The organism is Shimazuella soli, assembly GCF_022511585.1.
Classification (GTDB): domain Bacteria; phylum Bacillota; class Bacilli; order Thermoactinomycetales; family Thermoactinomycetaceae; genus Shimazuella; species Shimazuella soli.
Genome location: NZ_JAKWBN010000007.1, coordinates 82,029 through 107,026, shown reverse-complemented (window position 1 = coordinate 107,026; position 24,998 = coordinate 82,029). Strand labels below are relative to the sequence as shown.

At 41.3% G+C, this 24,998-nt stretch carries 27 protein-coding genes; 7 read left to right on the top strand and 20 right to left on the bottom strand.

Annotation, left to right across the window (positions count from 1 at the left end; translation table 11 throughout):
• Positions 1 to 30: 30 nt before the first annotated feature.
• From MK805_RS14445 to MK805_RS14435, 3 genes are all read right to left on the bottom strand, one after another.
• Positions 31 to 369, bottom strand: a complete 339-nt coding sequence (locus MK805_RS14445) for a hypothetical protein (RefSeq protein ID WP_240876598.1) — start codon at positions 367 to 369, stop codon at positions 31 to 33.
• Between the two features lie 289 nt (positions 370 to 658).
• On the bottom strand, positions 659 to 1,297 hold the full coding sequence (locus MK805_RS14440; protein ID WP_240876597.1) for a short chain dehydrogenase: 639 nt from the start codon (positions 1,295 to 1,297) through the stop codon (positions 659 to 661).
• Positions 1,298 to 1,357: 60 nt separating this feature from the next.
• On the bottom strand, positions 1,358 to 1,786 hold the full coding sequence (locus tag MK805_RS14435; protein ID WP_240876596.1) for a MarR family winged helix-turn-helix transcriptional regulator: 429 nt from the start codon (positions 1,784 to 1,786) through the stop codon (positions 1,358 to 1,360).
• 101 nt (positions 1,787 to 1,887) lie between these two features.
• Between MK805_RS14435 and MK805_RS14430 the strand changes: the two genes are divergently transcribed.
• From MK805_RS14430 to MK805_RS14415, 4 genes are all read left to right on the top strand, one after another.
• Positions 1,888 to 2,193: a winged helix-turn-helix transcriptional regulator gene (locus tag MK805_RS14430; RefSeq protein WP_240876595.1), complete on the top strand. Its 306-nt coding sequence runs from the start codon at positions 1,888 to 1,890 to the stop codon at positions 2,191 to 2,193.
• A 71-nt stretch (positions 2,194 to 2,264) separates the two neighbouring features.
• Positions 2,265 to 2,936 carry a hypothetical protein gene (locus tag MK805_RS14425; protein WP_240876594.1) on the top strand — a complete coding sequence of 224 codons (672 nt, stop codon included), beginning with the start codon at positions 2,265 to 2,267 and terminating at the stop codon, positions 2,934 to 2,936.
• 218 nt (positions 2,937 to 3,154) lie between these two features.
• Positions 3,155 to 3,607, top strand: coding sequence for a hypothetical protein (locus tag MK805_RS14420; protein ID WP_240876593.1), 453 nt, complete (start codon positions 3,155 to 3,157; stop codon positions 3,605 to 3,607).
• A 95-nt stretch (positions 3,608 to 3,702) separates the two neighbouring features.
• Positions 3,703 to 4,299, top strand: a complete 597-nt coding sequence (locus MK805_RS14415; protein WP_240876592.1) for a class I SAM-dependent methyltransferase — start codon at positions 3,703 to 3,705, stop codon at positions 4,297 to 4,299.
• Positions 4,300 to 4,336: 37 nt separating this feature from the next.
• Here the strand turns inward: MK805_RS14415 and MK805_RS14410 are convergent, their stop codons facing one another.
• The 9 genes from MK805_RS14410 to MK805_RS14370 form a co-directional block, all read right to left on the bottom strand.
• A complete protein-coding gene (locus MK805_RS14410; RefSeq protein WP_240876591.1) occupies positions 4,337 to 5,200 on the bottom strand; it encodes an RNA polymerase sigma-70 factor in 864 nt (287 codons plus the stop codon).
• Between the two features lie 16 nt (positions 5,201 to 5,216).
• A complete protein-coding gene (locus MK805_RS14405; protein WP_240876590.1) occupies positions 5,217 to 6,482 on the bottom strand; it encodes a phytoene desaturase family protein in 1,266 nt (421 codons plus the stop codon).
• 178 nt (positions 6,483 to 6,660) lie between these two features.
• Entirely contained in the window at positions 6,661 to 8,697 is a 2,037-nt protein-coding gene (locus MK805_RS14400; protein WP_338057519.1) for a DUF11 domain-containing protein, read from the bottom strand.
• An 18-nt stretch (positions 8,698 to 8,715) separates the two neighbouring features.
• The gene (locus MK805_RS14395) at positions 8,716 to 9,387 is read right to left on the bottom strand and encodes a DUF11 domain-containing protein (protein ID WP_240876589.1); all 672 of its coding nucleotides are present in this window, start codon (positions 9,385 to 9,387) and stop codon (positions 8,716 to 8,718) included.
• Positions 9,388 to 9,403: 16 nt separating this feature from the next.
• A complete protein-coding gene (locus tag MK805_RS14390; protein ID WP_240876588.1) occupies positions 9,404 to 11,029 on the bottom strand; it encodes a DUF11 domain-containing protein in 1,626 nt (541 codons plus the stop codon).
• Positions 11,030 to 11,052: 23 nt separating this feature from the next.
• Positions 11,053 to 12,705: an alpha-helical endospore appendage domain-containing protein gene (locus MK805_RS14385; RefSeq protein WP_240876587.1), complete on the bottom strand. Its 1,653-nt coding sequence runs from the start codon at positions 12,703 to 12,705 to the stop codon at positions 11,053 to 11,055.
• 27 nt (positions 12,706 to 12,732) lie between these two features.
• Positions 12,733 to 14,772 carry an alpha-helical endospore appendage domain-containing protein gene (locus MK805_RS14380; RefSeq protein ID WP_240876586.1) on the bottom strand — a complete coding sequence of 680 codons (2,040 nt, stop codon included), beginning with the start codon at positions 14,770 to 14,772 and terminating at the stop codon, positions 12,733 to 12,735.
• 666 nt (positions 14,773 to 15,438) lie between these two features.
• Positions 15,439 to 16,260: a GNAT family N-acetyltransferase gene (locus MK805_RS14375; RefSeq protein ID WP_240876585.1), complete on the bottom strand. Its 822-nt coding sequence runs from the start codon at positions 16,258 to 16,260 to the stop codon at positions 15,439 to 15,441.
• Between the two features lie 595 nt (positions 16,261 to 16,855).
• Positions 16,856 to 17,014: a hypothetical protein gene (locus MK805_RS14370; RefSeq protein ID WP_240876584.1), complete on the bottom strand. Its 159-nt coding sequence runs from the start codon at positions 17,012 to 17,014 to the stop codon at positions 16,856 to 16,858.
• A 278-nt stretch (positions 17,015 to 17,292) separates the two neighbouring features.
• Here MK805_RS14370 and mgsA point away from each other — a divergent pair, with 278 nt between their 5' ends.
• Together mgsA and MK805_RS14360 are read left to right on the top strand one after the other, a co-directional pair.
• Positions 17,293 to 17,700 carry a methylglyoxal synthase gene (gene mgsA, locus MK805_RS14365; RefSeq protein ID WP_240876583.1) on the top strand — a complete coding sequence of 136 codons (408 nt, stop codon included), beginning with the start codon at positions 17,293 to 17,295 and terminating at the stop codon, positions 17,698 to 17,700.
• 95 nt (positions 17,701 to 17,795) lie between these two features.
• A complete protein-coding gene (locus MK805_RS14360; RefSeq protein ID WP_240876582.1) occupies positions 17,796 to 18,005 on the top strand; it encodes a hypothetical protein in 210 nt (69 codons plus the stop codon).
• Between the two features lie 26 nt (positions 18,006 to 18,031).
• Here MK805_RS14360 and MK805_RS14355 read toward each other — a convergent pair whose 3' ends face one another.
• From MK805_RS14355 to MK805_RS14330, 6 genes are all read right to left on the bottom strand, one after another.
• A complete protein-coding gene (locus tag MK805_RS14355; RefSeq protein ID WP_240876581.1) occupies positions 18,032 to 18,253 on the bottom strand; it encodes a hypothetical protein in 222 nt (73 codons plus the stop codon).
• Between the two features lie 133 nt (positions 18,254 to 18,386).
• Positions 18,387 to 18,719 carry a metal-sensitive transcriptional regulator gene (locus MK805_RS14350; RefSeq protein WP_240876580.1) on the bottom strand — a complete coding sequence of 111 codons (333 nt, stop codon included), beginning with the start codon at positions 18,717 to 18,719 and terminating at the stop codon, positions 18,387 to 18,389.
• Positions 18,720 to 18,809: 90 nt separating this feature from the next.
• Positions 18,810 to 19,643 (bottom strand): hypothetical protein, encoded by an 834-nt coding sequence (locus tag MK805_RS14345; protein WP_240876579.1) that lies wholly within the window; start codon positions 19,641 to 19,643, stop codon positions 18,810 to 18,812.
• An 82-nt stretch (positions 19,644 to 19,725) separates the two neighbouring features.
• Positions 19,726 to 19,926, bottom strand: coding sequence for a copper ion binding protein (locus tag MK805_RS14340; RefSeq protein WP_240876578.1), 201 nt, complete (start codon positions 19,924 to 19,926; stop codon positions 19,726 to 19,728).
• Positions 19,927 to 20,038: 112 nt separating this feature from the next.
• Positions 20,039 to 20,290: a glutaredoxin family protein gene (locus MK805_RS14335; RefSeq protein ID WP_240876577.1), complete on the bottom strand. Its 252-nt coding sequence runs from the start codon at positions 20,288 to 20,290 to the stop codon at positions 20,039 to 20,041.
• A 12-nt stretch (positions 20,291 to 20,302) separates the two neighbouring features.
• A complete protein-coding gene (locus MK805_RS14330) occupies positions 20,303 to 22,708 on the bottom strand; it encodes a heavy metal translocating P-type ATPase (protein ID WP_255724663.1) in 2,406 nt (801 codons plus the stop codon).
• 373 nt (positions 22,709 to 23,081) lie between these two features.
• Between MK805_RS14330 and MK805_RS14325 the strand changes: the two genes are divergently transcribed.
• Positions 23,082 to 23,261 (top strand): hypothetical protein, encoded by a 180-nt coding sequence (locus MK805_RS14325; RefSeq protein ID WP_240876576.1) that lies wholly within the window; start codon positions 23,082 to 23,084, stop codon positions 23,259 to 23,261.
• A gap of 577 nt (positions 23,262 to 23,838) precedes the next feature.
• Here the strand turns inward: MK805_RS14325 and MK805_RS14320 are convergent.
• Both MK805_RS14320 and MK805_RS14315 read right to left on the bottom strand, forming a co-directional pair.
• Positions 23,839 to 24,447 carry a TetR/AcrR family transcriptional regulator gene (locus MK805_RS14320; RefSeq protein ID WP_240876575.1) on the bottom strand — a complete coding sequence of 203 codons (609 nt, stop codon included), beginning with the start codon at positions 24,445 to 24,447 and terminating at the stop codon, positions 23,839 to 23,841.
• A 107-nt stretch (positions 24,448 to 24,554) separates the two neighbouring features.
• Positions 24,555 to 24,947, bottom strand: a complete 393-nt coding sequence (locus MK805_RS14315; protein ID WP_240876574.1) for a hypothetical protein — start codon at positions 24,945 to 24,947, stop codon at positions 24,555 to 24,557.
• Positions 24,948 to 24,998: the final 51 nt, after the last annotated feature.

Genomic DNA, 24,998 nt, shown 5'->3' with positions numbered 1-24,998 from the left:
TTTAGTGCGACAAGAAATCCTTTGTGGCACTTACCTTGAACCGACGTGAATGAAAAATACAAGAACACAAATAAATACTCCACCAGCTATTGCTATATTTCCGCTCGCAAACATACCCAATATGGCATAAGCAATTAATCCCCAAATGACACTCAATGGTACAAATAATACGACTCGTAAATATGGGATAACAAATAATATGGCTAGTACAATAACAGAGCCGAAAAATGTAGGCCATGAGTGGAAATAATACCCTAAAATTGCCGAAAGAATCAAAATCTCAATCACGATAAAATTACGACTGCTGCGAACATTTTCCATCTCATCCATGATGTCCACAAAATCTCTTGCCATTTTTCTTTTATCCATCTGAAATCCCCCTTCCCCTTCCAAATTGCAACAATCCATTAAATATTATATCATCTTACAAATCTATATGGTTATCTATCTATATTTATAACTCATTATCCCCAGCATATAAGTTACTTTGCTCAATACAAGCTTCCTCCTTTTTAAAAAAATTTCAATCCACTTATCCTCAAATTCATGTCACAACAGGAATGAGCAATGAATTGATTGATGGGTTGATCCACTATATGTAATTCTAACAACAAAGCTACTTTTCTCACCCACAAGAAAAAGTAGCTTTCCAGATTCTTTAAACTGTTGGGAAAATCGTTTCCCCTTGCATGTTTCCTTCAATCGATTGAATATAGGCTTGTGCTACGTGATTTGCAGGTATTCCATTCATATTTTCCACGCCTAGTTGTGTTCGCAGATTATAGTCCATTTTTTCGAGCGATTCCCGCACCCATCCTGGACTTACCGCATTGATACGTAGTCCTCTTGGCAATTCTGATGCTACAGCACGCACCAATCCATCAAGCCCATTATTTACAAATGCACCCACCCCACTGCCGGGAATTAGATGTTCAAACATATTGCCACTTGTTATCGTGATCGATTCACCATTAAAAACAAAATCGATTGCATGTTGTAAGAGAGCAAACTGTCCAAAGACTTTACTTTTCATCCCATCGATAAAATTATCTGTCGTTATTTCCAAAAAGGGAGTCAAAGTACCACTGCCAGCAGTCACTACAACTGCATGTACCTTACCTATCCTAGCAAATAATTCTTCGATCGTAGCGGGTTTCTCTAAATCCACTCGATAATCCCCATTACGAGAGGCACAAATTACCTCGTAATTTTGGTTTTCTAATGCTTCGCTGACAGCACTGCCAATTGTTCCCGTTGCTCCAATTACCAAAATTTTTTTCGTATTTTCTTCTGTCATCTATTGAGTCTCCTTCATATTTGTTATTTACTTGTACATACAAATGATAGACCAAAAAAATTACTCTGCTTTTCTCAATGTTTCACTTGCTTTTAAAACTGTTTCTGTCAACGCATCTCCTTCTTCTTTTCCAAAAATAGCAGAATATCGGTCATATAAACGATCCCAACATGCTTGAATTTCATCATGCAGCTGCAATCCTTTTTCCGTAAGTGTAACTTTAGCAAGCTTCCCCTCTGTTTTACGGTCTACTAACCCTTTTACAATCAACTTGTCAACAAATCGAGTACCAGTTGAAGGGGCGATGTGCAAAATAGAGGACAACTCTGTTAAGGTAATACGTGGCTGCTCTTTTACAACTAGTATCAAAAAGGCATATGTAGGGGATAATCCTATTTTTCGAAATTCTTCCTCTGCTAGTTTACCTGCTTCACGAGCGAGTTGATTTGCAGTAAAGTATAGACAGCCTTTTAACAACTCTTGCATCATCGGACTTTCACCACCCTTTGTTGTACATACAAATAATAGCATGATGATGTAATGGATTCAACCAATACGCAAAAAAATTGACATAGTCAAGAAAACGTTTCATGCACAGTAATGATGGGATACATGGTTGTCCAGTTGAAAATGTGCTAGGAATGCTAAGTAGGAAAAGGAAGCCAGCTATATTGTATGAACTTTTTCAAAGAACGATGAGTTTTGGTCAATTACAACGAGCTATACCAAAAGTTTACGACACCATCCAATTACGAGAATTAGAGGAGGATGGATTAATCAATCGAACCATCTATCCTGTTGTTCCACCTAAAATAGAGTATCGTATTGCCACAATTGGGAAAGAGCTTGAATCCATATTGGATGAGTTTAGTCAGATATTACAGAAAAGAGACTAAAAACGATACCAACTCTCTTATTAGTATGATATATTTTACGTACAACCGTAACTCAACCGGAAGAAGGGAATATGACCAACCGTTTCAAGCGTATCCTTCGGGCTCTGCTGCTCATGAGCGTCATCTCCGCGGCGATCCTCTACCCCCTTTTCATGATGGGAGAACTACAGGGGGAGAATTCCCAGTACTACCAGAGCCTGTTCGAGCACTACCACAACAGCTCGTACGAGGACCAGAGCCTCATCGCGCTGTCGGTAGCCACCTCCTCGTTCCTGCTCATCGGAGCGATCTTCGTCATGCTGACACACAGTGCAATGAAGATCGCCTTCGGCGACCTCTTCCAGGTGGTCGTCACCGAGAACAGCAAGCGCCCCGAGAAGAAGCTGTCTCCGATCGTCGAAGCGCTCATCTTGCTGGCCGGCTCAGCGCTCTACTTCGGGGTGAGCTGGTGGCTCTTCTTCTCACTCAGCTCCAGCACCCAGGACAGCGCCAAGAGCTGGAAGGCGAAATCGGGACACTCCGGTCGTGTCTCTGAGCTCTCCCAGAAGATGAGCGAGAACCTCCACGATCTGTCCCACATCTACGTGTGGGGAAGCATTCTGACGCTCGCGGCCGGACTGCTCCTGCTCAGCTACTTCTTCATCTCGATCGTGAGGTCGAAGAAGCTGCGCAAGAACATGAACATGGTGGAGGCGAGCCAGGAAGGAGTCGAACCCGCCGCGGACGGAGTCAAGAAGCTCTGACTTCCAGTAGAGAGTACGGCACGGCACCTTGATAGATACACAACTGATAGGTGACGTAGGGTCGGCTGGATGCGATGATCCAGCCGACCGCCGTTTATGGGATAAAATCCTTTGCATGGTTAAAATATAAAATAGAATTAGCAATTTTCCTCATTGTGCTATAATATGGGACAACTCACCTAAACAACTCTGTACTACTTACTTAGTGAGGTGTTCCTATGCAGCAGAATCACTTTCAACGCTCTGTTACTATTCAGGCACCATTTTCTGAAGTCTATAATTATTTAAGTGAATACCAAAATTTGATTCACCTTAATCCTTTCATGGTGGACATTCGGGAATTTCCATCTAATACACCACATAAAAGTACGTTGAAGATCAAAGATAAACTCTCTTTATTTGGGTTTGTACCGTTCTATAAAAATTTTAAGACTATTGCAGAAGCACATCCACTCGATTGTTCGATTACCATGAAAACAACGACTTTCCCAAATATCCAAATTCAAAATGATCTAAAACTCCAAGCAAATAATGACGAAACAGTGGTAATGGGTAATACGTTAGTAGAATCCCCAGACTTTCTAGTAGAATTTGTAATGAAACGAGTAACCTATTCTCACGCTCATATGCTAATTGAATTGAAGAAGATCATGGAAAAGTCCATAACATAAATATAAAACCATCAGTTTTTTAGGCTGATGGTTTTAACGTTTAGCATTTACTTGATTGGTTCCATATTTTACAATTAAAGCGAGGTGATCGAAAAATGCCAACATTTTCACAATGGGATGAAGCTTATCGTACTGGTGAATACCAGCAACTTTGGGGAATGCCCCATCCCTCCCAAGAACTAGTCAGTTTTGCTGCTGCTTATGGTTCCACTGCTGGTAAAGTCGCTATTGATGTTGGTTGTGGAGCAGGGACAGAGGCTATTTTTTTAGTACAGTGTGGATTTACTACTTATGGATTCGATCAGAGTGTAGAAGCTCTCAAGATTGCCACACAGCGTGCAAAAGATTTGGGCTTAAACATCACCTTTCAAGAAGCAAATATACTTCATGTTCCACTTGCTGACCAAACTGTTGACCTCATCAATGACCGTGGCTGTTTTCATGTGATACCAGATGACATTCGACCTGACTATGCCAAAGAGATGGCTCGTTTACTAAAACCAGGCGGTAAAATCTTCATACGTGGTTGTAGAGATACCAGTAATGAACGTTTTCATGCCATTACGGATGAAGCGATAAAAACTTATTTTAGTGATGCTTTCGATGCCACCCCTGTCTATCCATTAGAAATGAATGATGGAACACCTTCTTTGTTACATGGAGGTCTTGTGATTCTGACCAAACGTAAATAACAGAAAGTAAGAAAACGCCTTTTTATAGGCGTTTTCTTTAGACAATATGTGCTAATTTATCCGGATTTACTACTGCATATATGGTCTTGATTTCAGAACCTCTGAATTCAAAGGAATAAACATATCGATCACCATTATCCATTGTAAAAATTAGACCAGGTAACAGATTGACATTTGCATAGCGCATCGTGTATTGTCCCGAATACATCCGAGCAAATTTGGATAGTACATGAATCACGTTCGAGAACCCTTTGATCGGAACTTGAGCAGCTCTCACTTTTCCTCCACCATCGTTGTAACAGATCACGTCTTCACGAATCAATTCCATCAAATGAGTCGTGTTTCCATGTAAGATAGACTGTACAAAGTCTTTTACTTTTGCTTCCATTGTAGATACGTCTGGTAATATTGCAGGATCAAAATGAATACTCTGTTTGGCTCGACGAAAGATCTGCCGGCAGTTAGCACTAGACTTCTCTACCATCTCTGCTATTTCCTCATAAGAATATTGAAAGATTTCTCGAAGTAAAAATACTGCTCGTTCCATCGCATTTAATTGTTGCAAAAGCAGCAAATAAGCGGTGGACAGAGACTCCTTTTTTAGGTATGACGCAGACGGATCGTCTAACTCTTCTTGATCCAAGAGTGGTTCAGGAAGCCATGGTCCGACATACAACTCTCGTTTCTTTGCTGATGATCGAAGTAAATCTAGACATCGATTCGTCACCATTTTGCACAAGTATGCGCGTTTATTTTCCATCTTTTCTGCATCAGGAAGTTGATTAAAAGTAAGAAACGCATCTTGCACAATATCTTCCGCATCCATCACACTACCCAACATGCGATAAGCAAGTGAAAAAAGTAATGCCTTGTACTTTTTATATAACAACTCGATGTCCATTCGTAGAAGACCTCTCTTAGTTATGCTCTGCAAGTATATGTTCTACTGCACGTTTAGCACTTACTGCTGCTGCATCTGCAAGTAACTCCTCATGTGCTACCCAATCCCCTGCAACATATAATCCTTCAATCTCAGGAACATTTGGACCTGGATTCACTTTACGTTTCATATGTTTAAAGTCATGTGTTACAACGATTCTAGGTAAGTATTGTCTTGCTACCAATTCATCACGCCAGCCTGGCTGGGCTAGGTCTAGCACTTGTTCCAAATTTTGTTCATCTTTTTTCGCATCTGTTTGTGCTCCTTGGTACTTGAACAGTTGAATCACTTGATCTCCATTATCGCTTAAATAAGCTGCTGTAGATTCATTGGAAAGAAATACTGTTTGATCAATCCCATAAATAACATTGTGTTTTGGCTTGGGTAATCGACGTAAGGCAACAGATAAGCATGCAGCTGTAATAGGAATAGCTTGATCTTTCCATACTTGTAGAGCAGTTTGATCTGCATTTGGCACAAGTTTATAAGCAATTTCTGGTGATGCAGTGAGAATAACATTATCTGCAACGATTTTGGTTCCATCCACACATTGTATCGCTTCTACTTTCCTATCTTGATGAATAACTTCAGTTACTTTTCCACCTAGTATAAAAACAACTCCACTTTCGACTGCTGTTATCCTCAATTGATCTACTAATGATCCCCAACCTTTTTCTATATAATATACACCGTTCATCGAATGCTGTAATTGTCTTAAAACCGGTCCAGCAGCTGGTAGATCTGGAGAGACGGCATAGCTAGCAGTTCGCAATAAAGAATAAACGAAATGACGCACCATAGGATCCTTTAAATTACTTTCGATCCAATCACGTACACTTATGTGATCAAATTGCTTTGTATCTAACTTCAGAAATGACGTAAAAAATCTTGCCACTTCTAGTTTTCCTTTAAAGGATAAGAGAGGTGTTGTCAATAACGACATAACCCCCATAGGTAAAGGAATAAGTTTATTTTTCCAAATACCAAAGAAGGTATCGACAGAGGATTTTTTTCCTGCAAACGATATTTCTAGTTCTTGTAAAATTTCAAACGCATGACCTTTATATAGTGCATGCCCTCCCAAATCAAAGTAGGCTCCATTTTTCTTTTTGGTGATGGCTCTGCCACCCAGTTGTTTTTGTTGTTCCAATACAACTGTCTTCTTCCCAGCTCTTGCAGAATATATTGCAGCTATCAAACCTGAAAGACCTCCACCAACAATCGCAACATCATATTTTGTCATCCAAAATCATTCCTTTCGTTTCTTTACTCGTATAACGATTAGACGAATGATTTTGTGACAAAAAAACACAAAAAAATAATCCCTATGTGTAAAGAAAGTAGCCCACTTCAGATAGGTTTTTAAAAGAGAGAGACTGGCAGTAAAAAAACATACCTTAAAAGGTATGTTTTTGTTTCTACTAAGAACAACAAAGTTGCTTCCCTTTGTCTAATGTCGGTAGCATTTGTTTTTCCCTCACAATAAATCGCTGCAATCGCTGGTTCAATTGTCGATTTACTTCCAGCAATTCTTGTGCATCTTTCGCTCCAGCAAAAATGGAACGAATAGTATCTTGAATTTTTACCTTCTCTTGTACAATCTCTCCTGCTATCGCCAATTCCTCTTCCCCTATTTTACCAATGATGAGTTTTTGCGCTTCTTTACAGTTGGTAACAAGGGTTGCAGTGACTTCATTTGTATTTGTATCCTTCTTAAATACTTGGTCTCCGGGAATCAATTCGTATTCGTAATGAACACTTGCATCATTGACCACTTTTTCCGGTTCTGGACTATCGATTTCTACCTCAAAAGTAACGAGAACAAGTTTACCTGCTCGCACGGTTCCAATATTTACTCCTGATTGGATATCTCCGCTAACCGGAACACCATCTCGTTTTAAACTGCCTGCAACGTACTTTGTACCATTTGGAATAACGTCTTCGACAACAACATCAGTTATGTCTGTATCTCCAGTATTGTCAATCTCTATGGTGTAAAGAATCGTGTTTCCTGCCCGATTATAAACAGGTACATCTTCTTTTTTGGCTACCCCTACCTGAACAAAGCGGATAACGGTTGTCGCTTCATTGCTTTCCGCTGTTCCAGTGGAGGTTGGCAGTCCAGGTCCGCTTTGAAAATCATAGATGACAGAAGCCTTGTTTACTGCTACATTATTCGGAGGAACTTTATTTACCTTTACTTGAAACACCACTTCAATAGGCCCTTCAATAGAAACAGAACCGATATTAACTCCAGCAGTAGGATCTCCACTTGGCTGTAACACCCCATCGATCAGCAGACTGCCTGGAATAAAAGAAACCTCAGGTGGAAGTGTGTCTTTTAAAATGGTGTTTTGTGCTTCGGTTAATCCACTGTTCTCTACAAAGATGGTATAGGTCAGAATTTCTCCCACTACTTCTGCCTTCTTATCTACTTCTTTGGTAACTTTAATTTCCGGGCTGTTTACATCGATCTGAACTCCTAAACCCGTTACAATATATCCGTCTGATTTAGATGTAAATTGAACAACCGCGTCTGTCTGCGAATTTTCCATCGCATCGGAGACATCCACATTGGTAATGTCCCAGCTATAGCGAACCGCTCCAGCGGCATTTCCTGGTCTGACATTTAACGAGCCATCTGTTCCACTTGTATCTAAATTGCCGTCATCATCATTGATTTGTGATGCAAAGAAGTTATCTACAGGATTATTCGGTCCTGATACAGGACTCAGTGAAGATACATCTTTCCCAAATAAGAGCTGATCTCCAGGTATTCTGGAGTCTCCTTCCATCGCCGTAACGAGCAGTCGTGCATGAACATCTCCTGCATCAGGAGTGGAAAAACCTGTAATGTCTTGATTGATCGCACCTGCACGCTCGATGGAAGCTGTACCGACGTATACATTCATATTTCGCAAGGGAAGCGAAGCATCCTGATAGACCACTTGCAAGGTCCAACCTGCTACGTTGTTACTTTTAAACCGCTGAACTGTTGCTGGAACACCGCTGACTGTGTACGTACCAGCTCCATCACTGTTTACCAAACTGGTTACATTGGCACTACGGACGTAAAACGTTTGATTCGCTTGGGTTACTTGTTGTGCAGTAGTGGAGTCTGGCGTGATAGTGTAGGTACTGGCTGGTGAAGTAAACGTGATCGCCCCATCAATCTCACTGGTTACATCTTCTGTGCTTGTCTTGGTAGACCCTCCCCAGATCAGTTCTGCATATAAAACTGTTGCTCCAGTTGGTATTTGCAAGCGAGCAGCAGAACCATTTTCCCGCCAATCCTGTGTTGAACCAGGAGGATATCCTGTAACTTGCTTTGTCGTGTCGAGGGTAATAAATGCTCCAATATCTGAATAGATGGTATTGGTATTGCTCAATCCAAGCGTGTTTCCGGTAAACGTAACTGCCCCATTTGTCGTTGTCGAATAACGCCTTTGAAAGCTCATCTCATCCATCCTTTCCCTTTAGCTGCAACCACAACAAATATCTTTGCTTTGATCTAATTTTTGAATCAGCACATCTTCCAATTGTGAAATGGAACGCACCGCATCTATCGCACTCTGGTTTAACTCCAACAACTCGGCTACAGTGAGCAGTCTAGCTCGAAACAACTGAGAAGCTGCTTGAATTTTTTCACCTTCCATATCGATTACACCGGCAATTGCCTTCTGTTCTTGAGCGATGGAGTGTACGATCAAATCTCTCGCCCACTCACAAGCAGTCCGCCCAGCAGGGACATTTGTCTGGGCTTCGTTACTTGTTGCGCTGTCTTTGATCGGTGGTTCACCCGGTTCTTCTTCATATTCATACTCCACACTTGCTGTATTCCCAATGACACCACTTGGATCGGGTTTTAGTACTTCCACTTCAAAGGTAACTACAATTGGACCTTCTATCGATATAGAGGAAAGAGGGAATCCAACTGTCGGATCAGCACTCGGATTAGGAATATCGTCGATCGCCACGCTCCCTGGAACGAAGGCCAATTCTTCTGGTAACACATCTTTAAAAATCACATTTCCTGCTTCCACCAAGCTATCGTTTGTCAAAATCACGGTATAAGTCAAAATATCTCCAACAACAGCATCTGACTTATCTACTTCTTTTGCCAACACCACTTCTGGTTTATCAGCCATCTTTCACCACTCCTCTTTATTTACATCCGCTGCACAAATCTATAAGGCTGGCTCTTTTGGCATCGAGTGCTTGTTGCAGCACACGAAGCGCATCAGAAACGCCACTCGCACTTTGGATGATCTGGGTTTGCTCCGCAGCGGTTATGGTCCCATCTGCAAATGCTTGATTAGCAGCATTTACTTTTAGCAGCTCCGCATCTTGGAGCAATTTCATATTTTGTTCTTCTTGGCGAATGGAATTTTCAATTATTTCTTTGTTTCGTTCACAAGGAGTTGGGGGTCGAACGACTACTTTTGTCTCCGCGATTGTACTGGATGCATCGCCTGCCGCAATTGGCAATCCAGGGGCACTTTCAAACTCATACGTGAGCGAAGCTTTGTTTTTGATAATCTCATCTGGAGGGACATTCACGATCTTTGCTTGGAAGGTGATTTCCACTGGTACATTTAAGGCTAATGTACCAAGGGAAACACCTGTTGCAGGATCACTGCTCGGTTGGGGAACTCGATCCACTCGGATACTCCCTGGAACAAATTGAAGTTCGGCTGGTAAAATATCAGCCCAAACGGTATTTCTTGCTTCGATATCTTTTGTGTTCACCAGCAAAATAGTGTAGGTGACAACATCTCGTACTTTTGCTTCCGAAAGGTTCACTGTCTTCTCCATACGAATCTTTGGGCTGTCCACATCGATCTGAACCGCTAATCCAGATACGAGATAAGCATCACTATTGGATGTAAAGCGGGCAACCGCTCGATTTTGACTATTGATCATCGCCGTGGAAGCATCGACATTGGTAATATCCCAACCATACCGAACAACACCGTTTGAACCACCGATGGCAGGATTGAGATTACCTGCTGTTCCACTTGTATCTAGGTTTCCATTATCGTCGTTGATTTGGGTTGCAAAAAAATTACTTGCTGGATTGTTTGGACCACTCATAGGTTGCAAAGTGGAGTCTGTTGGTCCAAATAAAAATTGATCACCGACAAGATTTGTATCACCCTGCATAGCTGTCACCAGCAAGCGAGCATTGACAGGTCCTGTTGCAGGTGTACCGAAATCGGTAACTTCAATCGATTGAGGCGAACCATTGAAAATAAACGTGTCATTCACAAAAAACGTAATATTTCTACTTGGCATGGCAGCATCTTTGTATGCGACTGCCAATGTCCAACCAACTGCTCCTAAGGTAGCAGGAACTTTTCCTACTGCATACCTGCCATCTCCTGCCGCTTTCACCAAATTAGTCACATCCGCAGAACGAACGTAAAAGTTTCCATTTTGTTGTGCGGTGGCAGGATCAGGAGCAAGTGAAACTGTGCCGTTAGGAGTGGTAAAATCAACAGGATTGTTCAATGAACCACTAACACTCGCATCTGTTGTCCCACCCCAAATCAGCTCTGCATACTGCACTTCTGCACCACTTGTGAGACGCAATACGGCCGCAGACTTATTTTCCGCCCAGTTTGCAGTCGTTCCTGGTGGAAAACCAGATACTTGCTTAGTTGTATCTGTAGTGAGAAATGCGCCAATATAAAAGTTACCTGGGTTACTCAGATCAGCAAGTCCCAGCACATTGCCAGTAAATGTAATTGCCCCATTAATCGTAGCTGCATAGCGGCGAATGAGAGCCATAATACACCTTCCTCCCCATTGATTTAGCAGTAATCACAGATTTCTTTGACGGTCGATAGTTTTGTTTTTAGCTTTTCTTCTAATTCAATTACCGCATCGAGCATCTGCTCTACACTTTCATTTACTGCAATGAGATCACGGATCAAAACAGTATCGTTTTGAAATGCACGGGATACAGCCTCTACTTTTTCTGCCTCTGCCCGAATGATATGGGCAATTCCTTTTTCTGCCTCGGCAACCGTTTTGATGATCTCATTTTTACTCTCTTCACAAGGAGGGGGTTCAATCACTTCGATTCCTGGTACATTACTGATCACCGTCGCTGTAGAAATCGGCAAATCAGGTCTACTTTGAAAGTCAAAGGTCATGGACGCTTTGTTGTGAACAACCTTACCTGGTGGTTCTTCTTTTATCTTTGCTTGGTACGTAATGATGATTGTTTCACCAACAGCGATCGTACCGACATTTACTCCTGCTTCGATATCTTCTCCCGGAAAAGGTACTCCACGTACTCGCAAACTATCTGGAAGATACTCCAGCTCAGAATCGAGGAAATCTTGGAAAATAATATTAGTCGCCGGTACAAAGCCTTCATTTTTGACTTCTAAGGTGTAGGTAACAATCTCGTTCACAACTGCTTTGGTTTTATCTGCTGACTTGGTCATTTTGACAATCGGACTATTGGCATCCAATTGCACACCATACCCACTGACTAAGTAGGTATCTTGAGCAGTGGCAATCCGAACGATCGCTTCCCCTTGACTGTTGAGCAGAGTATGAGACACATCTACATTCGTTATATCCCATCCTGTTCGCACTCCAAAGCCATCCGAACCTATTGGTTTATTTAATGTACCTGCTGTCCCGCTTGTATCTAAATTTCCATTGTCATCGTTAATCTGTGAAGCAAAGAAGTTATCGGCTGGATTATTTGGTCCAGAGATGACTTGAAGCGATGAAGCATCAGGACCAAACTCAAACCGGTCCCCTGGGAGATTGGAGTTCCCTTCCATCGCAGTCAGCATCACACGACCTTTTACTTCTCCCGCTTCTAAGGTCATAAACCCATATAATCGCTCATCTACAGGTGGATTAAACATGGAAATAACTTGGGAACCAGCATAGATATTCATATTCCGAATTTTCAGATCTGGATGTTTATACGCTACTGCTAACGTCCAACCAACTGTATTGGTCTCCCCAATCTTTGGTCGAACGGTACCTGGTACTCCTCCTGTTGTGTACAGGCCTGCTCCGCCTGCTTGAACAAAACTCGTCACATTTGCAGATCGTACATAAAATACTTGCCCACCACTTGCCGGTTCTTCCCTAGCTGTTAACGGATCAGGACTTATGGAAAAAGTACCGGCAGGTGTTGTAAAGGTAACAGCTGTATTGATCGATCCGATCACATTTTCCGAATTAGAGTTAGTTGATCCGCCCCAAATCAACTCCGCATACAGCACTTCTGCATCATCAACCATACGCAAAACTGCGGAAGATGAATTTTCTTGCCAATTCATCGTACTGCCTGCTGGATACCCACCTACCTGTTTAGAAGTATCAATGGTGATAAATGCCCCAATGTCCGTACTGCCATCGGCATAACCCAACGTGTTACCAGTAAAAGTTAATTGCCCATTTGTCGTTTTCGTAAAGCGTTGATAAAATGGCATGCTTCTCCTCCTTTGCTTTGAATCACATTACGAGCAACAAATCTGCTTGGCGATATCCAGTTTTTCTTTGAGGACGTTCTCCAACTGAGCTATTTTTCGTGTCACCTGTTCAGCACTGCGATTGATTCTTGCAAGTTGACTGGCAGTAATTCTTCCTTCCGAAAAAGCTTCTACTGCTGTTTTTACTTTGGTGCTTTCTGCCTGTATCAATCTAGCTAATGCCACTTCTTGCTGTGCTACTGATTCAAAAATTTGATTTTGTGCTTTCTGGCATTCTGTTAGGATCACTGCCGTAACAACATTTGTTGTCTCGCTTTCTGATATAACCTCGCCATCTGGCTTTAATTGATAGTCATAACTCACTTCTGCTTGATTATCTATTTGCGATGGTAATGGAGCTAGCACAGATACTTGGAACGTGATTTCCACACTCTGATCAGGAGCAAGGGAACCAACTGGGATACCAGATGTTAGATCACCTGTTGTGGAAGTGCCATTCACTTTTATACTGCCTGGAACAAAGGCAGTGCCAACTGGAATCGCATCTTTGACCAAAATATTATTAGCATCAACATCACCATTATTAGAGACGAGAATGGTATACGTAATTACTTCATTTTCTTTGTCGTAAACCGATTTATCTTCCATTTTCACCGCATCAATTTGAACTCGTTTGACCACGGTTTCTACTTCATTTGATTCATTCGAACCATAGCTCACAGGAAGGCTAGGGGCACTATGAAACTCATAATCTAACATTCCTTTGTTGAGGACTTTCCCACTTGGCGGAACAGAAGTAACTTCTACTTGAAATACAATTTCCACTGGTCCTTCGATAGATACGGAACCAACCGATACACCTCTGGTAGGGTCTGCTGTCGGTTGAGCAATTCCATCTATTTGCAAACTGCCGGGAACAAACGAAACACTCGCAGGGAGTTTATCCGTAAAAATGGCATTCTCTGCTTCTACCAATCCATTGTTAGAAAGCAAAATAGTATAGGTCAATATATCTCCAACTACAGCAATATCTTTGTCAACGGTTTTCTCCATTTGTATATCTGGGCTGTTTACATCAATCTGCAATCCAAGGCCAGATAAGACAAATCCATCTCCTTTCGTCGCAAGACGTGCAATTGCAGATGTCTGGGATGTATCCATCGCACTAGAAACATCGACATTGGTAATATCCCAACCATAGCGATTGGCGGATTGCTTTTGGCCAGGGATTACATTGTTTGTACCAGCTGTCCCATTGGTGTCCAAATTTCCATTGTCATCATTGATCTGAGAAGCGAAAAAATTATCAGCTAAATTATTTGGTCCAGAAATAACTTGTAAACTGCTTGTATCAGGTCCAAATAAAAACTGATCTTTGGGGATGAAACTATCACCTTCTATCGCTGTCAATAACGCACGTGCAGCGAATGGTCTTGAATCAGGGGTAGCAAAACCAGAGATGGTTTGATCGACAAATCCAGTTCGGTCGATCGAGGCAATACCTACAAAGAGGTTCATATTGCGCAGGGCTAGAGATACATCTTTATAAATAACTGCCAGTGTCCAACCAGCAGCATTACTTCTGCTTGGATGGAGTACCGTAGCTGGCACGCCATAGACTACATAAGACCCAGCACCGCTGTTTTTCACGATATCCGTAATATCCGCAGAACGAATATAAAACACTTGCGATTCATGGGTGACTTGCTGGGCTGTTGCAGGATCAGGTGTGATCGACTGCGATCCTCCCAATGAATCCATTAATGTAACGGGAGTATTGATCTCACTTGTCACATCTTCTTTACTTGATTTAGTGGAACCCCCCCAAATCAATTCTGCATATAACACTTCACTGCCGGCAGGGAGATTGAGATAAGCCATCGAAGAATTCTTTTTCCAATCGAGTGTACTTCCAAGAGGGTAACCAGGAACTTGCTGGGAAACATCGAGGGTCAGAAACGCGCCAATGTCATTATAGATGGTATTTAGCTCACCATAGCCGAGCGTATTACCAGTAAAAGTCATCGCGCCCTTCGTAGTTGTCGAAAACCGCCGAAGCAATGCCATCCACTTCATCCTTTCGAGGAAAAATAATGATGGGACAAAAGAAGTTTTGCATCTGTTTTGCACACAAAGCAGCCCAAAACGGGCAGAGGAAAACAACTATTTTCTTCGGCGTGAGAAAGAACACTATGTCTATTCTATTATCATTTGCGGGGATTTCTGCAGAGGCAACAAATTCGCAAAACAGAAACATATCAGCAAAGTATATCGTCAAGCTGAAAAATATTTCTGTGATACTCCAATATTGTAACATATAGGAAAAATAGTATGTCAACCCCAAAAAAATAAAAAAATACAAAAAATAAGAATTGTATAATTATAGGAGATTAGATATTATGTATGTAGGACAAAATTATGCACAAAAAAATAACATTCTCTATTTCATGAGAAGGAGCTGATCACTTCTTCTTTATCAATGAAATTAAGCATCGAATACACTAAAGTTGGTTTTAAATCTTGGAAGAGAAAATAATAGAGTCATTATATAGATAAATTAAAAAAGGGGAGACTTTAAAAAGGCAAATAATTGTGCAAGATGTCTATAATCGGGATGAAAGGAGTTTTTAAAATTATATGATCAAAATATTCGATCTATTTATGTAGCACCTCCCCACCTGCACAGTGCATGCTGGTAGGGAGGACACTTCTGTGAAGAGATACCTGTGGAGGTTACGCAGCGCGCTTCTTCACATAGAACCCCATGGTGTTCAGCTCACCATCGGCGCCGGGCCTGGGCTCACCGTCGACCTCGCGCTTGAAGTTTCGCCGCTCGAAGCAGCGAAGGGACTTCTTGTTCTTGTCCGCGATGTCTGCGGTGAGAACGTCGAAGCGGTTGCCTTCGAAACCCCACTCCTCCAGTCGGGCGATCGCTGCGGAAGCGAGTCCCTGATGCTGGTGCTCCTCGTTGAGCACCACCCAGCCGAACTTGCCTGACTTGCCGAGCTGGATACACTTGATGAGGCGCTTGCCGAACCAGGTGAACCGCTTGCCGAACAGGTAGAGGTGCGGGTTGAGCTTGCCTACAAGCCTTTCAAGCTTGTGGTCCAGCTTCGTGATCCTCACGTCGAGCTTGAGGATCTCGGCATTCAGCTCGATGACGAGCTTGTCGCTCAGGAACCTCCTGACGAGCTTGCCGAACTTGGTCTCACGGATGATGTCCGTGATCGAGATGATCCCAACGACTTCGCGCTTTTCGTTGAGCATCATGTACGGCTGACGCTTGCGGTCCTCGATGCACTCGTGGATCGCACGGTCGTAGTGGTTCCGACCCTTCTCCTCGCTGTCGATGACGCTCGGCGGTCGAAACGCCCACCAGATCCCCTTGTCTCCGGGACGAACCCGAAGAGCCTTGAGGAAACTCGGGAAGAGCTCCTCCGAGTAGGGAACCAAGTAGTACTTCTCACCCGAGGGGGTGATGATGATGAGGGTGAACTGGTCATCCTCGTTCCTCAGGAACTGCTCCGGTTCCGGGATCTCACGGATCGCTGCCACAGGTACTCCTCGTAGAGTGTCGAATCGCCAGTATAGGCTACTAAAATTGCAGCAAAAATTCGCGCTTTATGCATGATAAAAAAACATCCCCAAAAAATGCTAGGATAGTTTTTGAACTTCCATCTTCAAAAAGGCATTCATCTAATTTTCTGAAATGAACAGCTAATTCTTACCAAATTAAAAACCTTAAATTATTCTACGAAACTATAAAACTAAAAAATTTTCTTCCAAAACTCTCTATGTAATAGTTATTCACAGAAATTTAAATGAAATAAATTTAATACATCAAAAAAATTATTGACAAAGACAAGCTTTTCGCGTAAAAATGAATAATAAGAAGAAATCGCTTTCAGCATAAAACAACAAAAAAGACAGATTTTCGTATTAGGCAGTAGAGTTTGACCTAATATCCAAACCTGTCTTTGGTGTAAATACTGCTTAATTATCCAGTACTAAACAATTCTTGCTAATATTTCATTTGAAAATGTCTCCTTTAAAACAATGACATAGAAAAAGATGAAGAATGGGAATTTAGGTAATCAAACGATAGGAATAACAAATGCAGAAGAAGCGAAGCGAGAAAAGAAGAGGAATCCTAGAATTTAAGAAATGGGACTACACGTAACCAGTTCATCCATTTTGGTTTTGTACTTGTAGAAACACCTGCTGGGATAGTGGATTCCAATTCTGTAGCAGGGATATTTTTTACTTCTCGATAAATTTTGCTTCTCGTGTCATTTGTATAAGTTTCCAAATGAAAATAAGATTCCAAAGTAATTCATTCCTTTCTTTGCTGTGCATTTTTTTATTTGTGGAACCTTTATAAGACTAATAAAATTATGCTTTAACGTCAACAGAAATATCGAAAAATTAGCCATTTGGCATTATTTTTATATATTTAATAAATAAATTTATACTAATTATGGAAAATAAAACAGTCATTTCATTCTCTTAAATTCAACCTACAAATCATATATAATAATTACATCTCCTAGCTATAACAGATGAAATCTGATAAATGGGGCGGTTACGTTGAAAATAGCTCTAGTAGCCCACGATAAAAAGAAAGTAGAAATGGTTGAGTTTATGAGGAAATATGAATCTGTTTTTCAGCCATATTCCCTCTATGCAACAGGAACAACCGGAAAACGCATCATGGAAGCGACAAATTTGGACATTCATCTATTAAAATCAGGACCATTAGGCGGAGATCAGCAAATAGGTTCTCTCATTGCCATGGGTGATCTCGATTTGATCTTTTTCTTTCGTGACCCACTCACCGCGCAGCCTCATGAACCCGATATCAGTGCTTTGCTTCGCCTATGCGATGTTTATGGTATACCTCTAGCAACAAACCAATCAACGGCTACTTTGTTGGTACAAGCACTAGAAATTGGTTGGCTGTTAAAAGAAAAAGATGAAGAAAACAACCATACTTGAATTTATTCTATCAAGTATGGTTGTTTTTTATTTGAAACACAAAAGAAAAAAGCCGCACGATTGTAACAACAGATAGAAAACCTATCCGATACACGATGACAGAAGCAACAGGCTGCTGGGATAACTTAAAGGTCGGACAAAAAGTAAACGTTATAGCAGACCCTTCCGGCTGGCTTCGACCAATGCTTGCAACAAAATTAGACGGGTCAGTCACAAAACAAATTTGGACTTCTGCTGGAATCGGTCTGCTGATGGAAATCTTTATTTTGTATGGAAGATTGCGCAGAAAAAAGCCCGCTGCATAGTTTTCGCAGCGGGTTTCCTTATTTATCTATCGGTTTGACCGGCGAAAACAGTAACGAGCAAAAAATCCCACCAATACAGGAACAAGTACAGCGCCGATAATTCGCCCTATACGCTCAGCAGCATCACCGCCGCTTGCACCAGCAATATTGTTTATAGCGGCTAATGCCAAAAGTACAGTAAGTACAACACAAATATAACCTAGTATTCTCCAACCGGTATGTCTTTTCTTGCCCTGATTCTGTTCCATCACAAACAACTCCTTTTCTACCACTAGTACAAACTATCAGTTGGCTTATACTATTCTATCGAAAAAAAGGGAGAAAGGTAAAATGGAATATCTCGTCCTATTGTTTGCTGAAACAGACATCCAATGATCTCTTTTATTTCATCAGCTTGTTCACAGTGATCAATAGTTCATCAATTACCTCTTCATCGCCTTCCTGAAATCGTTCTACTACACACGTTTTCAAATGCTGTTCTAGCAGCAGCTTGCCAACACCATTTAATGCGGATTGAATGGAAGCAATTTGATTTAACACATCATCGCAATACGTATCCTTTTCTATCAATCCTTTGACACCACGAACTTGTCCTTCTATTCGACTTAAACGGTTCATCAGGTTTTTCTTGATTTTATCAGAGTGATGACTTTTACGGACATCCTCTGCATGGCAAGCTTCTTGGGTCCCTTTTTCATTTGTATTTATATCCATGATCATTCTCTCCGATCTTAAATACTGATTCCTCCCCTTATTTTAACATAGCCCCCTACCCTATATCCACTCTATTAGCCTAAGTGTCTTTTATGATACGTTCACCACAAACGGAACGGTGATGACTTTTCCTTCATGTTGGAATTGAGCCCAGATTTTATAGATACCACGCTGAGGGAAAGTAGTCATAAATTTAGCATCAGGACCTGTTGCTTTTTCTTCCATTGGATGTACATGTAAATATTTATTTGTATCTTTTGTTATTATCACAACATGTCCCACCGCACCTAAATATTGCTCCAAGTTTGTAATCGGTTTTTTAGTCTGATCATCTTTAATCATAAAGGTCAACATTGTCTCTTTTCCAGCTTGTAAACGATCTGTTTCCAATGTTATCTCTTTGCCGTTTACTGACTTTGTCCAATTCTGATCAGGTTGAATAGAAACAGAAGCTGAAGGTTTTCCTTCCACTTTGACCCATTCACTCTTTGTTGTGGCAGTGCCCCCTGTAGGAACGAAATCAGAGAATAGTTTGTATTCTCCACCAGCAGGAAACCGTGTGGTCACTTCAAATAATCCCTTTCCTTTTAACTCAGGATGAATATGGTTAAAGTAATGCAAATCTTTACTAACGACTATGAGATGTAATTTTTTCTCATGAGTGGTGTCAAATCGCTCAATTGGTTTCCCTTTTTCATCTTGAACATGAATTTGAATGACTGTATCTTTATTCGCTTCTGCTTTCCCTTCTTTAAAGGAATATGCTACTTTTATGTGATCTTCCTGTTCAGATGACTGATTTTGATTGTGATCAGTGTGAGTGGAATGATGCTGCTGACTATGATCAGTGTGTGAAGAAGGGCTATTGGTACTGCATGCAGTTAAAAATATTATACTTGTTAAAATAACGACCATACGTTTCATCTAGTAACCTCTTTCTATTTTGTAACGTGATAAGGAGCTTGCTGGTTATCAGCTTGCTCCCTTTATTGTTAAAATCATTTGATCAAAGAACATCGTAACCTTGATCTTCGATTGCTTCTTTAATTTGCTCTACAGCCAATTTCTTTTCATCATATTCTACTGTTACGGTATCATTAGCCAAATCGACTTTTCCTTTTGAGCCAATTTGCTTCAATGCTCCTTCAATAGAAACAACACAGTGATTACAACTCATACCTTCTACTTTTAGCGTTACTTGCAACATAACCCTTCTCTCCTTTTATTCTAAGATGTTCAAAGGTGATTATAGTATACCTATCTACCCTATAATAAATCAATCATTATTTTGATGGATGATGCAACATACATCAGAGCTCTCATCCATCTTCCTTTATTATCTTGTCTATCGCATCGTAATTATTGGAAAAACCAACGAAAACATGTTCATCTATCACTAACGTAGGTACGATCTGTTTTCCAGTCAAATTGTAAACTTCTGGAGGGTAATCAGGGTCAGTCGTGCAATCTTTCTCCTGAAAAGATACTCCCTTTTCTCGAAAATAACGTTTTGCCTCATGGCAGTCGGGACAAGTGGGAATGGTGTAAATCACCACATGGGATTGGCTCATTGCAGTTCCTCCTCACTGTTTTACTCGTTGTAGACGTAATGCATTTAAGACAACGGAAACCGAACTGAGAGCCATAGCAGCCCCAGCCAGCCAAGGTGCAAGAAAGCCAATAGCTGCAATGGGAATACCAATGACATTATAAGCGAGTGCCCAAAAGAGGTTTTGTTTGATATTACGCATTGTTTTACGACTCATCGAAATGGCATCGACAATACTCTGTAAATCTCCCCGCATTAAGGTCACATCCGCTGCTTCCATTGCTATATCTGTCCCTGTACCAATCGCCATCCCAATATCTGCCGTTGCCAGTGCGGGAGCATCATTGATCCCATCGCCAACCATTGCTACTTTCTTGCCGGCCGCCTGCAATTTTTTCACTTCTTCTGCTTTAGCTTCTGGCAGCACTTCTGCTAATACTCGATCAACCTCTACTTCGCGTCCGATTGCCTCGGCAGTTCGCTCGTTATCCCCAGTAATCATAATCACTTCAAGTCCTAAGTCTTTTAAACGACGTACTGCTTTTGTAGAAGTATCTTTTACCGTATCAGCAACTGCTACTAAACCTGCATACTGTCCATCTATCGCTGCTAACATAGCCGTCTTCCCTGATACTTCTAATTCAGCCATTGCCTTTTCTACTTGATTTATTTCGATATGCTGTCTTGCCATTAATCTTCTTGTACCGATAAATAGTTCTTTTTTCTCTACTACTGCGCGAATTCCATAGCCTGGAATAGCTTCAAATTCCTCTGCATGAGATAGAGAAATATTTCTATCCTTGATACCCTCGACAATTGCTTCTGCTAGTGGGTGTTCAGAGTTTTTTTCTGCAGCACCAATCAAGGACAAAAATGTTGTTTTATCTAATCCTTCTGCTACAAGGATATCTGTCAATACAGGTTTTCCATTTGTGATCGTGCCCGTTTTATCCAATACTACTGTATCAACTTGATGAGTGGATTCCAGATGTTCTCCACCTTTGAACAAAACGCCCCATTCTGCTGCACGACCTGATCCAGCCATGATCGAAGTCGGAGTTGCTAATCCCAATGCACAAGGACAGGCAATTACTAACACTGCGATTCCCTTTTCCAGCGCATTTGCAAACTCCCCGGGACTGACAGCAAAATACCAGATAAAAAAGGTCACAACAGCAATTCCGATGACAATTGGAACAAATACGCCTGAAATTTTATCCGCAACCCGTTGAATCGGTGCTTTTGAACCTTGTGCTTCTTCTACTACTTGAATAATCTGAGCTAATGCTGTGTCTCTCCCTACTTTCGTCGCTTTTACCAAGAGACGTCCATTTTTATTCATCGTAGCACCAATTACGGCATCCCCGATCTGTTTTTCAATCGGGATACTTTCCCCTGTCAGCATGGACTCATCCACTGCGGAAGTTCCTTCTATCACTTCTCCATCAACTGGAATTTTTTCACCTGGTTTGACAATCAGCACATCACCTGCAACTACTTCTTCAATAGAAACATGTTTTTCTTCGCCATTCCGGACAACTAATGCTGTTTTCACTTGTAATCCCATCAGTTTCTTGATTGCTTCTGAAGAACGCCCTTTGGCACGTGCCTCCAATAATTTCCCCAAAATGATAAGGGTGATGAGCACGGCACTAGTTTCATAATATAACTCGACAGAATGACCGCCATGTCCCATATTAGTAATCGTTAGATATAAGCTATAAAAATATGCTGCTGATGTTCCTAGAGCTACTAAAACATCCATATTAGCACTTTTGTTTCGCAGTGCTTTATATGCCCCAACGTAAAACTGTCCACCGATCAAAAATTGAACAGGAGTAGCTAATATCAACTGAAACCAAGGATTCATGAAGATATCTGGCAGCCAAATAAACGATGTAAAAGAAAAATGACTGACCATCGCCCATAACAACGGAAAAGACAATACAGCTGAAAAGATAAATTTACGGGTTTGTTTCTTGATTTCTTGCTGGCGATGATCGGTTTTATTTTTGGTATCTTCTTTCGTTTGAGCTTTATAGCCTAGCTTTTCAATCTTCTGAATCATATCGCTTAGTGTAACTTCACTTGGTGAATACTCTACTCTTGCTGTCTCAAGGGCAAAATTCACAGTAGCTTTCGAGACTCCAGGTAACTTATTTAAGCCTTTTTCAATTCGATTGGCACAAGCAGCACAAGTCATACCAGTGAGTTGTAATTCTACTGTTTCTTTGACAGTGCCATATCCAAGGGAAGAAATTTTTTCTTCTAACTCCTTAGCATTTGTTTGAGATGTATCATAGGAAACCGTAGCGGTTTCTAAGGCAAGATTTACATTTGCTTCGGACACACCTTCGACTTTTTTCAGTCCTTTTTCGATCCGATTGGCACAAGCGGCACAAGTCATACCAGTAATTTTCATCTTTTGTTGGGCAATCATATAGGAAACTCCTTTGCCTGTATACCCTATAGGGGTATAATGAACTTAAAAATTTTTTACCCCTATAGGGTATATTGTATCTTTTGAGCCTTTCATTACTCGTTTTTGAGAAATGAATAGGAAAAACCACTTTACAAGTAACACAAATACTTATTCGGTTTTTGTATCTTTACTACTTCTTTTTCGATGTAGGATCTCCTCTATGTGAAGAATTATGTTGTATTAAACTTTTCACCTTTTAAATTGAGTTATCTTACAGTTGTAAATATACCATACCCCCTTATCCTATGTAAAGAGTTTTTATAAATCTTATTCATATTAATTTTTGCCTGATATAGATAAAGTTGTCGCGATCATCCTTACGGGAGTTATAATGCTTGCAGGAACCATCTCGATGATCTTTTTCTTCGCCTATGCAGCCGTCGTTCACAAGCTGTATCAGAAGGCTCTGAGGGACGAGAGTATCAAGGACTACTTTTTCTGTTCCGTATGCCGAAATATCGGTGTAGGAGCAGGGATGGTAGCGGCACTTCTTGTTCTCTACGTGAGTTGAGATTGCTGCAACTTGTTCCTTGATTGCTAGTAGGGGACAAAACGACCGGCTGATGTCATATCAGTCGGTCGTCTGTTTGTTACACCTATAAAAATGAGGAATTTTCGTTGCTTTCTTTTATATCAATTCAAGGTATCGCACTTATTGGGTGACCGGCTGATCCATGTGAACACAGATCAGCCGGCCTTGTCTCCACTAACAGGAACGATCAGTTCCTATCAGCGACCGGCACCCCCCTGATTCCTACGAGCCTCATCGTCCCCTACGGGATCAGGCTTCACGAAGACGGGCAGCGATGAACCAGACTGACTCGTCTCCTCGCTCTCGTCTTCGGAGTTAGCAGTCATGGTGCACCTCCTTAAAGGTAGACACAGGGATAGCACGATTACTAGCCCTAACCATAGGATACAACAGTTTGACAATAAGGTCATCCCATTATTCGAATTTAACAAACATTTGATTTATACGACACCTCAAAAAAACATTTTTTCCTAATAACAAAAAACCCCTTATTCTATAAGAGGCATCTGACACTAAATTGGTTACTCCAGTTAGAAATAAAAATATAGTTCTATTATTACACTTTGATTAAAAACTTCAAAAATACATCTACAGTAGGATAAACATATTTTTCTTTAAATGTCCGGCTGGAAAACGCTACTCCTTGATACGTACTGTAATAAAAGAGAGCAAGATGCTCGGGATTCCCTTCGGTAAAATATCCTTTTTCCTGACCAGACTTAATCACCCGAGCAAAATTAGCTATCAGATTTTGGAGTGATTTTTCATAACCTGCCCTTACCTCAGAACTTAACTCATTTTCTGAAAAACTATCAATCTGACTAAGGATTTGAAATGCCTCTGAAGTAGAGGAATCATGTTTCAGATTCTCTAGTAAAAAGCCTGTCACTTCTGACAAAAGTTCTTTTTCATCTCTGTCTTGATGCAGCAAAGTCGATAAACTATCAAAACCAGGAACCGATAATTCAATCAGATGGTTCATAATTTCCTCTTTCGAAGAAAAATACCGATATGCTAAACCTTTGCTCACCCCAGCATCATCTGCTATATCCTGCATTGTAGTTTTAAAAAACGTTTTCTGAGCAAACAATTTCGTTGCTGAAAATAAAATTTTCTTCGTTGCTTCCGCCCTCATTGCCTCAAAACGCTCTTTTTGTTTACTCAAAACACTCACCTCTATAGAAGACCCACGTATTTAAAATAAATTAATGACTGACCATGTATTCACTATAATTGATCGTCTTCGTCCTGTCAATTTGTTTTTCAAGGTTCTCAATTACCAAGGCTGTTGGACCTCATCCGTTCCGAAAGATCCGAGGGGACGAGGCGAACGATCGCCATCTCGATGCCGTGGATCACGTGTGGATCCGTCTGGCCGCGGAGCATGTTGACCGGCGTCAGCAACGCCTCCGCCATGGTCAGGTAAGTCTGGGCGCGCGGATACGGGCTCCCTCCCCTCTGACCGATGGGGAGCTTCTCCATCTCGTACCCTGCATCGCGGATCTCCACAGCTGCCCGCCGGTACCACCTGATGGAATCCCGGGCGAGAATCAGCAGGCTTCGAAGCCACCGATCCTCGCCCTCCTCGATTGCACTGCGCACTTGCTGTAGTTGAGCACCATCTTCTTCGATCTGGTCGAACAGATCTTTCAAGTCACTGCTCACCTTGTCCTCCTCAGAACTAGGGCTGGTTACCTATAGCTTAACAGATGTCTG

Bases quoted from the DNA above. Each gene is read 5' to 3' on its own strand.
- MK805_RS14425 (WP_240876594.1), top strand. From the start codon at position 2,265: ATGACCAACCGTTTCAAGCGTATCCTTCGGGCTCTGCTGCTCATGAGC.
- MK805_RS14420 (WP_240876593.1), top strand. From the start codon at position 3,155: ATGCAGCAGAATCACTTTCAACGCTCTGTTACTATTCAGGCACCATTT.
- MK805_RS14335 (WP_240876577.1), bottom strand. From the start codon at position 20,290: ATGAGCCAATCCCATGTGGTGATTTACACCATTCCCACTTGTCCCGAC.
- MK805_RS14430 (WP_240876595.1), top strand. From the start codon at position 1,888: ATGCACAGTAATGATGGGATACATGGTTGTCCAGTTGAAAATGTGCTA.
- MK805_RS14390 (WP_240876588.1), bottom strand. From the start codon at position 11,029: ATGGCTCTCATTCGCCGCTATGCAGCTACGATTAATGGGGCAATTACA.
- MK805_RS14410 (WP_240876591.1), bottom strand. From the start codon at position 5,200: ATGGACATCGAGTTGTTATATAAAAAGTACAAGGCATTACTTTTTTCA.
- MK805_RS14360 (WP_240876582.1), top strand. From the start codon at position 17,796: ATGACAGAAGCAACAGGCTGCTGGGATAACTTAAAGGTCGGACAAAAA.
- MK805_RS14415 (WP_240876592.1), top strand. From the start codon at position 3,703: ATGCCAACATTTTCACAATGGGATGAAGCTTATCGTACTGGTGAATAC.
- MK805_RS14440 (WP_240876597.1), bottom strand. From the start codon at position 1,297: ATGACAGAAGAAAATACGAAAAAAATTTTGGTAATTGGAGCAACGGGA.
- MK805_RS14330 (WP_255724663.1), bottom strand. From the start codon at position 22,708: ATGATTGCCCAACAAAAGATGAAAATTACTGGTATGACTTGTGCCGCT.
- MK805_RS14350 (WP_240876580.1), bottom strand. From the start codon at position 18,719: ATGGATATAAATACAAATGAAAAAGGGACCCAAGAAGCTTGCCATGCA.
- MK805_RS14385 (WP_240876587.1), bottom strand. From the start codon at position 12,705: ATGCCATTTTATCAACGCTTTACGAAAACGACAAATGGGCAATTAACT.
- MK805_RS14340 (WP_240876578.1), bottom strand. From the start codon at position 19,926: ATGTTGCAAGTAACGCTAAAAGTAGAAGGTATGAGTTGTAATCACTGT.
- MK805_RS14445 (WP_240876598.1), bottom strand. From the start codon at position 369: ATGGATAAAAGAAAAATGGCAAGAGATTTTGTGGACATCATGGATGAG.
- MK805_RS14355 (WP_240876581.1), bottom strand. From the start codon at position 18,253: ATGGAACAGAATCAGGGCAAGAAAAGACATACCGGTTGGAGAATACTA.
- MK805_RS14400 (WP_338057519.1), bottom strand. From the start codon at position 8,697: ATGAGCTTTCAAAGGCGTTATTCGACAACGACAAATGGGGCAGTTACG.
- MK805_RS14325 (WP_240876576.1), top strand. From the start codon at position 23,082: ATGCTTGCAGGAACCATCTCGATGATCTTTTTCTTCGCCTATGCAGCC.
- MK805_RS14380 (WP_240876586.1), bottom strand. From the start codon at position 14,772: ATGGCATTGCTTCGGCGGTTTTCGACAACTACGAAGGGCGCGATGACT.
- MK805_RS14405 (WP_240876590.1), bottom strand. From the start codon at position 6,482: ATGACAAAATATGATGTTGCGATTGTTGGTGGAGGTCTTTCAGGTTTG.
- MK805_RS14395 (WP_240876589.1), bottom strand. From the start codon at position 9,387: ATGGCTGATAAACCAGAAGTGGTGTTGGCAAAAGAAGTAGATAAGTCA.
- MK805_RS14345 (WP_240876579.1), bottom strand. From the start codon at position 19,643: ATGAAACGTATGGTCGTTATTTTAACAAGTATAATATTTTTAACTGCA.
- MK805_RS14435 (WP_240876596.1), bottom strand. From the start codon at position 1,786: ATGATGCAAGAGTTGTTAAAAGGCTGTCTATACTTTACTGCAAATCAA.